Origin of the sequence: Actinoplanes sp. NPDC026670 (genome assembly GCF_040638175.1) — a bacterium.
GTDB lineage: Bacteria > Actinomycetota > Actinomycetes > Mycobacteriales > Micromonosporaceae > Actinoplanes.
The window spans coordinates 257,357-263,770 of sequence record NZ_JBEZXU010000001.1 but is presented as its reverse complement, the minus strand read 5'-3'; the positions used below and the strand labels follow the sequence as shown (position 1 = coordinate 263,770).

At 68.1% G+C, this 6,414-nt stretch carries 8 protein-coding genes; 4 read left to right on the top strand and 4 right to left on the bottom strand.

The features are described 5' to 3' along the window. Nucleotides 1–117: 117 nt before the first annotated feature. Complete coding sequence (locus AB0E94_RS01080; protein WP_360320476.1) at nt 118–918, bottom strand: slipin family protein; 801 nt, start codon at nt 916–918, stop codon at nt 118–120. A gap of 373 nt (nt 919–1,291) precedes the next feature. Beyond that, nucleotides 1,292–2,065: a hypothetical protein gene (locus AB0E94_RS01075; protein WP_360320473.1), complete on the bottom strand. Its 774-nt coding sequence runs from the start codon at nt 2,063–2,065 to the stop codon at nt 1,292–1,294. A gap of 127 nt (nt 2,066–2,192) precedes the next feature. On the opposite strand from AB0E94_RS01075, the gene AB0E94_RS01070 reads away from it, so the two are divergent. Further along, complete coding sequence (locus AB0E94_RS01070) at nt 2,193–2,378, top strand: hypothetical protein (protein WP_360320470.1); 186 nt, start codon at nt 2,193–2,195, stop codon at nt 2,376–2,378. On the opposite strand, the gene AB0E94_RS01065 is transcribed toward AB0E94_RS01070, so the two are convergent. Both AB0E94_RS01065 and AB0E94_RS01060 read right to left on the bottom strand, forming a co-directional pair. Further along, nucleotides 2,357–2,788, bottom strand: a complete 432-nt coding sequence (locus tag AB0E94_RS01065) for a PPOX class F420-dependent oxidoreductase (RefSeq protein ID WP_360320467.1) — start codon at nt 2,786–2,788, stop codon at nt 2,357–2,359. The two genes, AB0E94_RS01070 and AB0E94_RS01065, sit on opposite strands and share 22 nt — an antisense overlap. Nucleotides 2,789–2,998: 210 nt before the next feature. Continuing rightward, nucleotides 2,999–4,240 carry a hypothetical protein gene (locus AB0E94_RS01060; RefSeq protein ID WP_360320464.1) on the bottom strand — a complete coding sequence of 414 codons (1,242 nt, stop codon included), beginning with the start codon at nt 4,238–4,240 and terminating at the stop codon, nt 2,999–3,001. A 110-nt stretch (nt 4,241–4,350) separates the two neighbouring features. Between AB0E94_RS01060 and AB0E94_RS01055 the strand changes: the two genes are divergently transcribed. The 3 genes from AB0E94_RS01055 (at nt 4,351) to AB0E94_RS01045 (ending at nt 6,368) form a co-directional block, all read left to right on the top strand. Continuing rightward, nucleotides 4,351–4,644: a hypothetical protein gene (locus AB0E94_RS01055; protein WP_360320461.1), complete on the top strand. Its 294-nt coding sequence runs from the start codon at nt 4,351–4,353 to the stop codon at nt 4,642–4,644. Nucleotides 4,645–4,913: 269 nt separating this feature from the next. Continuing rightward, complete coding sequence (locus tag AB0E94_RS01050) at nt 4,914–5,462, top strand: hypothetical protein (RefSeq protein ID WP_360320458.1); 549 nt, start codon at nt 4,914–4,916, stop codon at nt 5,460–5,462. Between the two features lie 180 nt (nt 5,463–5,642). Further along, on the top strand, nt 5,643–6,368 hold the full coding sequence (locus tag AB0E94_RS01045) for a pectate lyase (protein WP_360320455.1): 726 nt from the start codon (nt 5,643–5,645) through the stop codon (nt 6,366–6,368). Nucleotides 6,369–6,414: the final 46 nt, after the last annotated feature.

Genomic DNA, 6,414 nt, shown 5'->3' with positions numbered 1-6,414 from the left:
TCACGTGCTGGTCTTCCTTACACGTTCACGTGCTGGTCTTCCTTACACGTTCACGTGCTGGTCTTCCTTACACGTTCACGTGCTGGTCTTCCTTACACGTTCACGTGCTGGTCTTCCTTACTCGTTCACGTGCTTGTCGAAGCCGATGTACAGGCGGGCCGACGCGTTCGCGCCGAGAGCGCCCAGGGTCTCCAGCTCGCGGAGCCGGAGCAGGGCCGGGTGCTGCGCATAGGCCTCGGCCGCCTCGGCCAGCCGGCGCAGGGCGTCGACCTCGGCGTCGGCCCGGATCCGCTTCGCCTCGGCGTCCGCCTCGGCGGCGAGCCGTGCGGCGTCGGCGCGCGAGGTCGCCTCCAGCAGTTCCCGATCAGCTTTGGTACGGGCTTCGACCATCTGTGCCTCGGCCAGACGCTGGGCGGTCAGCACCCGGTTCATCACGTCCTGCAGGTTGCCCGGGAACACCAGGTCCTTCACGTCGGCCCGGATGATCTCCACGCCGTAACCGGCCGACACGCCTTCGACGTCCCGCAGGATGTCCTCGGAGAGCTGGTTGCGGTTGGTGAGGATGGCCTCCAGGGTCATCGACGCGAGCGACCGGCGGGCGGCGAGCTGCACGTCGCTGTAGACACGGTCGCTGTAGTCGGACACCCGCTCGACGGCGGCCACCGGATCGGTCACCCGGAAGTGCGTGATGATGTTGACCCGGACGGCGACCTTGTCGGCGGTCAGGATCTCCTGGCCCTTGATGTTGAGCTCACGCTCCCGCAGGTCGACCTGGACGACGTCGACCGTCGCCACCCGGCCACCGAGCCGGCGGCGCCGCGGCAGCTCATAGCGGCCCGGCTCCAGAACCTGGTCGAACCGGCCGTCGACATAGCGCAGGCCACGGAAACCACTCCGAATGATCACCTCGTCGGTCATCGGGTACACCTCGTTACTTCTATGTTGCAGTTCATCATTGGAAGTTCATCTTGGAAAGAAAGGGAGGCCCCGTAGCGGTTCCGATGGGAAGGATCGGTCGCGGATGATGACAGCGGACAAGCCTGGTTTGATCGCCTGTGCGCCCGCTGCTTACGCGCTTTCTTCTGAGACCGCCGGGGCCGAACGCCATTCTTCAGCGTGATCCGCATGCCCCACAACGCATTTATCAGCGTTGCCGGGTGGACCGATCACACCATGCCCTCCGCGCCGCGGGCGGCTCGCCTCCGTGACCTCCTCACCGCCCGCCGTGCCTCCCGGCGGTCTTGTGGAGTTCGGGCGCACCTGTCCGGTGGAACTCAACACGATCTGTGGCTTACCAGTGGAGGTGGAGTTCGAGGCGGCGGGACGGGGTTTCGTGGTCGTCTGCGTCGACGACGGCCAGCAGGCGGATGCCGTCGGTGGTCGTTTCGCGGACGGCCAGGCCCTCCACCTTCTCGGCGCCGGGGATCTCGGCGAAGAACTGTGGTTCGCCGCCGGCGCTCAGCAGGGCCAGACCGGAGGCCACCACCGGGCCGTCGTCCACTGCGTTCGGGGTGTCCTCGGCGGCGGCGCTGACCAGCACCCGGCCGTCGGCGAGTGACACCGCATCGGTGACGGCCAGGGCTACTCCGTGTGCGACACCGAGGTCGTATCGGCGTACGCCATGGATGTCGATCTTGTCTGGGGTGATCTCGCCGCGGACCGCCGCGAGCAGCGCGGAAACCTCGATGTCCGCGGACGCCGTCGCCGCGCCTGCTGCCAGGTTGGCGCGCTGGAACCACCGCAACCGGTCGCCGGCCAGGCAGGCGCCCTCGAGGTTGAGCTGGTCCGCACGCAACCCGAACGCGGCGGCGACGGCCAGGTAGAGCGGGCGCAGGTCGGCGACCCGGAAGCCGTCCGCACCGACCAGCGACGCACGCATCCGGGCCGGCGACGAACCGGAACCCAGCAGCAGAACCTCACCGCCGGGCATCGCGCAGGCCGCTTCGAAGTCTGGTTTGAGATGTTTGGTCCCGTCGGCGGCCGTGAACGTCTCCAGTCCGTCGACCGGGTCGACCACCCGGACCCGGGTGATCGACTCTGACCGGCGGGCGGTATCCGACTTCACGGCCGGACCCGGCTTCGCGGCCGGACCAGGCATTGCGATCGGCCCCGGCTTCGCGGCCGGATTCGGTATAGCGCCTGAACCGGCTTCTCTGCCGGGCCTCGCGTTCGTTTCGGGCCCGGCTGGCGCGGTGGGCCTTATCCAGGCCGCATGGGTGGCGTCGTCCTGGGCCACCAGCCATCCGTCGCCGAACGGGGCGATCGCCGAGGCGGCCCGCACCGGCGAGCCGTCGTCGAAGGTCAGCGCCGAGGTCTCGTCGATCTCCAGCCGCACGCCCTCGATTCTCGCACCCCGTCAGCGCAACCTGGCGCCGTAGACGTGATCGACCTTCAGCGCCATCAGGACCCGGCGGTCGTCGACCATCACCTGGCGGTACTCGGCCCAGTCCGGATGTTCGCCGGCGGCCGCACGGTAGTAGTCGACGAGCGCCTGCACCTCGGGGCCGTCCGGGTCGTCGCCCGGTCCGATCAGCGTCACCGAACCCTCGGCCGTCGCCCACGCCCACCCGTCCGGGCTCGTCACCTCGAAGGCGGCCCTCGGGTCACGGCGCAGGTTGGCAGTCTTCGCACGGTTCGCGGTGATCGACACGTAGATGGTCTCGGCGGTCCGGTCGTACCAGGGTGTCACCGGGGAGAGCTGCGGAAGCCCGTTGGCCTTGATCGTGGCGAGGACACCGATCCTGCTGTCCGCGATCAATTGACGAGGGTCGAACGAAGCGTCGGTCATATCCCTGCCAATCCCCGGCCCGTGCCCGGTATTCCTGATCTCGCCAGGAATACCGGGGCGCCGCGCCTACCGGTTGCGGCTGAATCCATTGCCATCGGACGGGAACCGGGCCCGGCGCGTGACGCAACGGCGGGTGCGCTGTTTCAGCCCGCCGGCCGAGGTCCCGTTCTGTGGTCACGTCCGCGGAAGGATCGGGAATCCCTCGTCAGTTCAGGCGGCCATCCGCAACAGTGCGGCGAACAGGACAGCTCCGGAGGCCACCGCGAGCAGGACCCGGGGCGTGCGCAGGCCACGCCACCAGGGCAGGGCCCAGAGCAAGGCCCACAGTCCGAGGAAGCCGAGCACATGGGCGCTGATCAGGCTCAGGGTGAGTTCTTCGCAGCCGTTCACGGCTCGCACGTCGTCACACATGGACGGCGCTTCGCTGTCGGATCCGAGAATGACGATGCCCCAGAAGATCGCCAGGACCGGCGCGGCGAACAGGGTCACCACCGGCACGAAGACGTACGCCAACACGTCCGGTCGACGGTCCGTCAGCCAGTGCCGGAAGCCCCGCTGCGGCGTCTCGGACTCGTCGTCGAACTCGTCACCAGGCGCATCGTCGAACTCGTCGCCGGGCGCATCAGCGAGGTCGTCGGCCCGCGCATCGGCGAGGTCGTCGGCGTAGACACCGTCGGCCTTGAGATCGATGTCAGCGTCCGCCCCGGCCGCGACAACACCGTCGGCGCCAGCCGCACTGGATGTGCCATTGCCGGCCCTGGACTCGGGCGTCTCGACGATGGCTGCCGCCACTGCGGCAAGATCGGCAGCGATTGCGGCGGCGTCGGCTGCTTCCGCGGCCGCTGCTGCGGCATCGGCAGCAGCGTCGGCGGCAATTGCTGCTGCGGCGGCAGCGGTCGCGGCCGCCTGGGCGGCAGCAGCGGCCTTGTCACCGGCAACATTGACCGGCTCAACATGACTGCCCGAATCAACCCGACCAGCCGAATCAACATTGACGTCCGAATCAATATTGACCGCATCAGCATGGACGTTGGGTTCAACATTGACGTCTGCATCAACATGGGCGTCGGAATCCACATCCACATCGGGATGGCCGTCCGTGTTGCCGTTGGTGACGCGGCCGGATGTAGCGACATCACCGGCGGGTTCTGCCTCCGCTGGAACGGGATCGCTGTCCGCAACCACCGGCGCCGGCACCGCGGGAACGGAATCGCCGTCGGCAGCCACCGGCTCCGGCACCACGGGAACAGGATCGCCGTCGGCTACCACCGGCTCCGGCTTTGTGGGGGTGGGGGCGTCGGTGGGGGCTGCGGGCTCGGGCTTTGCCTGCGTGGGATTGGCGGTGGGCTTCTTCGCATCGGGAACTGTGGGGGCCGAATCGTCGCCGGCCGTGACAGGGCCGGTGGCTGGAGTGTCGTCGGCGACGTCGGGGGCGGTGCTGCGTTCGGACATGAGGCGTGATCTTAGACAGCGGCAGCGATTTGCGAATACCCGCCGATCGGCAGGTGGAATGCGTTGGGGCCGCGTGCGACGATGCCCGGATGCACGGGGATGAGCAGGGTATGCGGGTTACGGCGTCGGTGTTCGGGCGCACGATGTGGGTGGTCGCGGGCGCGATCCCGTTCTGGTACACGGCGTACGCGTCCGAGGTCGCCTGGATGGAGGACCTCACCGAGAACGGGACCGGCACCGTTTTTGCGACGGCTGGGCTGTGGGCGGTCTTTCTGGTGCTTTTCCTCGCTGCGATGCTTTGGCGTTTCCCGCGGGCTCGGACCGCCGCGGTGGCCGGGTGGGCACTCAGCCTTCTGCCGGCGGCAGCCCTGGTGGTCTGGGCATACAGCGCGCTGAAGGGTTGAGAGGCGTCAAGGCGGAACGTGAAACCTGCGGCTCGGAGACGGGCTGAGCTGATCGGAACGGTCGGGGTGGCGACTCGGCTCGGTAGGTCAGATCCGGGTAACCGGCTTCGGCGGCGATTCGGGCGAAGAACTCGCGGTTCGTCGGGGGCACCGTGGCGTCGGGGACGACGTTCCACGGTGTCGACGAGCCCACCCTCAAGGGAAACGTCGCTTCCTTAATGGTGCGCCAGGCTTCGCCGTTGATCACCCCGGCTACCGTGACGGCTCTTATGCGCAAGATCGTCATCACTCTCATCGCCGCCCTCACCGCCGCCGCCTGCTCAACACCCGCCGAGCCACCGGCCCCGACCTACCCGGACACCGTCACCGATGTCTCGGTTCCCGAGTTCAAGCTGCTCAACGACATCCTGCAGATCGACTTCGACCGTCGGCACGGTGAGACACGGGCGTATGCGCTGGTTCCCGCCGAGCGCCCGCCCGGTCTGCTCCGGATGACGCCGGGCGGCACCGACTCCGCCCACGGCGCCTCGGTGACCAGCTACGAGTTCGGTGAGCGGCGCGTGCAGGCCCTCGTCGAACTCGCCCCGGAACCGACCGGCACCTGCGAGCTGATCAACGACGGTCAGCTCACTGCCACCTCCCGGTGCGTCCGCGACGAGAAGATCGGCTCGACCTACCTGACGGTCTATTTCACGGAGGCCGTGACCAGCACCGACGAGGCGCTTGCGTTCTGGTCGAAGACCCCGATGACCCCGATCGACGAGGCGGCCTGGTGCGCCGATCTGCTGGCCCGCGCCCAAGCCGCGGTGACCGCCTGAGAACGCCCGGCGAACCCGTGGGAGCGAGACCAAAATCCTTAAGGGAGCCTTAAGTCTGCTCGGAAGAGGAAACCGCTTTCTCCCAGGATCCGTGCTTAAGGAGAGAAAGCCGCCCCTCCTAGCGAAAGGCACATGATGGCTGATTCCCGGCGTATCAGAGGCAGAGCGATCGGAGCGGCAGTGATCGCTCTCGGACTGGGCGCGGCGGTCGTGTTCACGAACTTCGCGTCGGCGGCGGTGCCCGAGGCCAGCGGCGAGCAGGTGGTGACCGAGACGATCGAGGTCACCGGGGTCTTCGACGGCGAGAACAAGCGGTTCATCGGTGGTGGCGCGCTCGGTGACGGTGGCCAGGACGAGGGCCAGGACGCGCTGTTCGAGCTGGCCGACGGCGCGACGTTGCGCAACGTGATCCTGGGCAGCCCGGCCGCTGATGGTGTGCACTGTTCCGGCAGTTGCACGCTGTCCGGTGTGCACTGGGAGGACGTCGGCGAGGACGCGGCGACGTTCCGGGGCACGAACGCCACCGTGGTGATCGAGGGTGGCAGCGCGGCGAAGGCCGACGACAAGGTGTTCCAGGACAACCGGGGCGCCGGCGGTTCGGTGACGATCCGCGACTTCGAGGTGTCCGACTTCGGCAAGCTCTACCGGTCGTGCGGCAACTGCTCGACGCAGGCGGCGCGGACCGTACGGCTGGAGAACATCGTCGCGACCGCACCGGGTGACGTGCTCGCCGGCATCAATTCGAATCTCGGTGACCGGCTGACGATCGACGGCGTGACCCTGGTCGGCGACGACATCGAACTGTGCGACAGGTTCGAGGGCAACGACACCGGCGACGAGCCGACCAAGATCGGTTCCGGGCCGGACGGCACGAGCTGCATCGCGAGCAATGTGACCGGTCCGTGAGACTCCCGCCGGGGCAGACGGTCCCCCAGTTACCTCCCGGCTGCCC

What these genes read in the sequence shown, in the direction of transcription:
- AB0E94_RS01080 (WP_360320476.1), bottom strand. Translation starts at nt 918, where the DNA reads ATGACCGACGAGGTGATCATTCGGAGTGGTTTCCGTGGCCTGCGCTAT.
- AB0E94_RS01065 (WP_360320467.1), bottom strand. Translation starts at nt 2,788, where the DNA reads ATGACCGACGCTTCGTTCGACCCTCGTCAATTGATCGCGGACAGCAGG.
- AB0E94_RS01060 (WP_360320464.1), bottom strand. Translation starts at nt 4,240, where the DNA reads ATGTCCGAACGCAGCACCGCCCCCGACGTCGCCGACGACACTCCAGCC.
- AB0E94_RS01055 (WP_360320461.1), top strand. Translation starts at nt 4,351, where the DNA reads ATGCGGGTTACGGCGTCGGTGTTCGGGCGCACGATGTGGGTGGTCGCG.
- AB0E94_RS01050 (WP_360320458.1), top strand. Translation starts at nt 4,914, where the DNA reads ATGCGCAAGATCGTCATCACTCTCATCGCCGCCCTCACCGCCGCCGCC.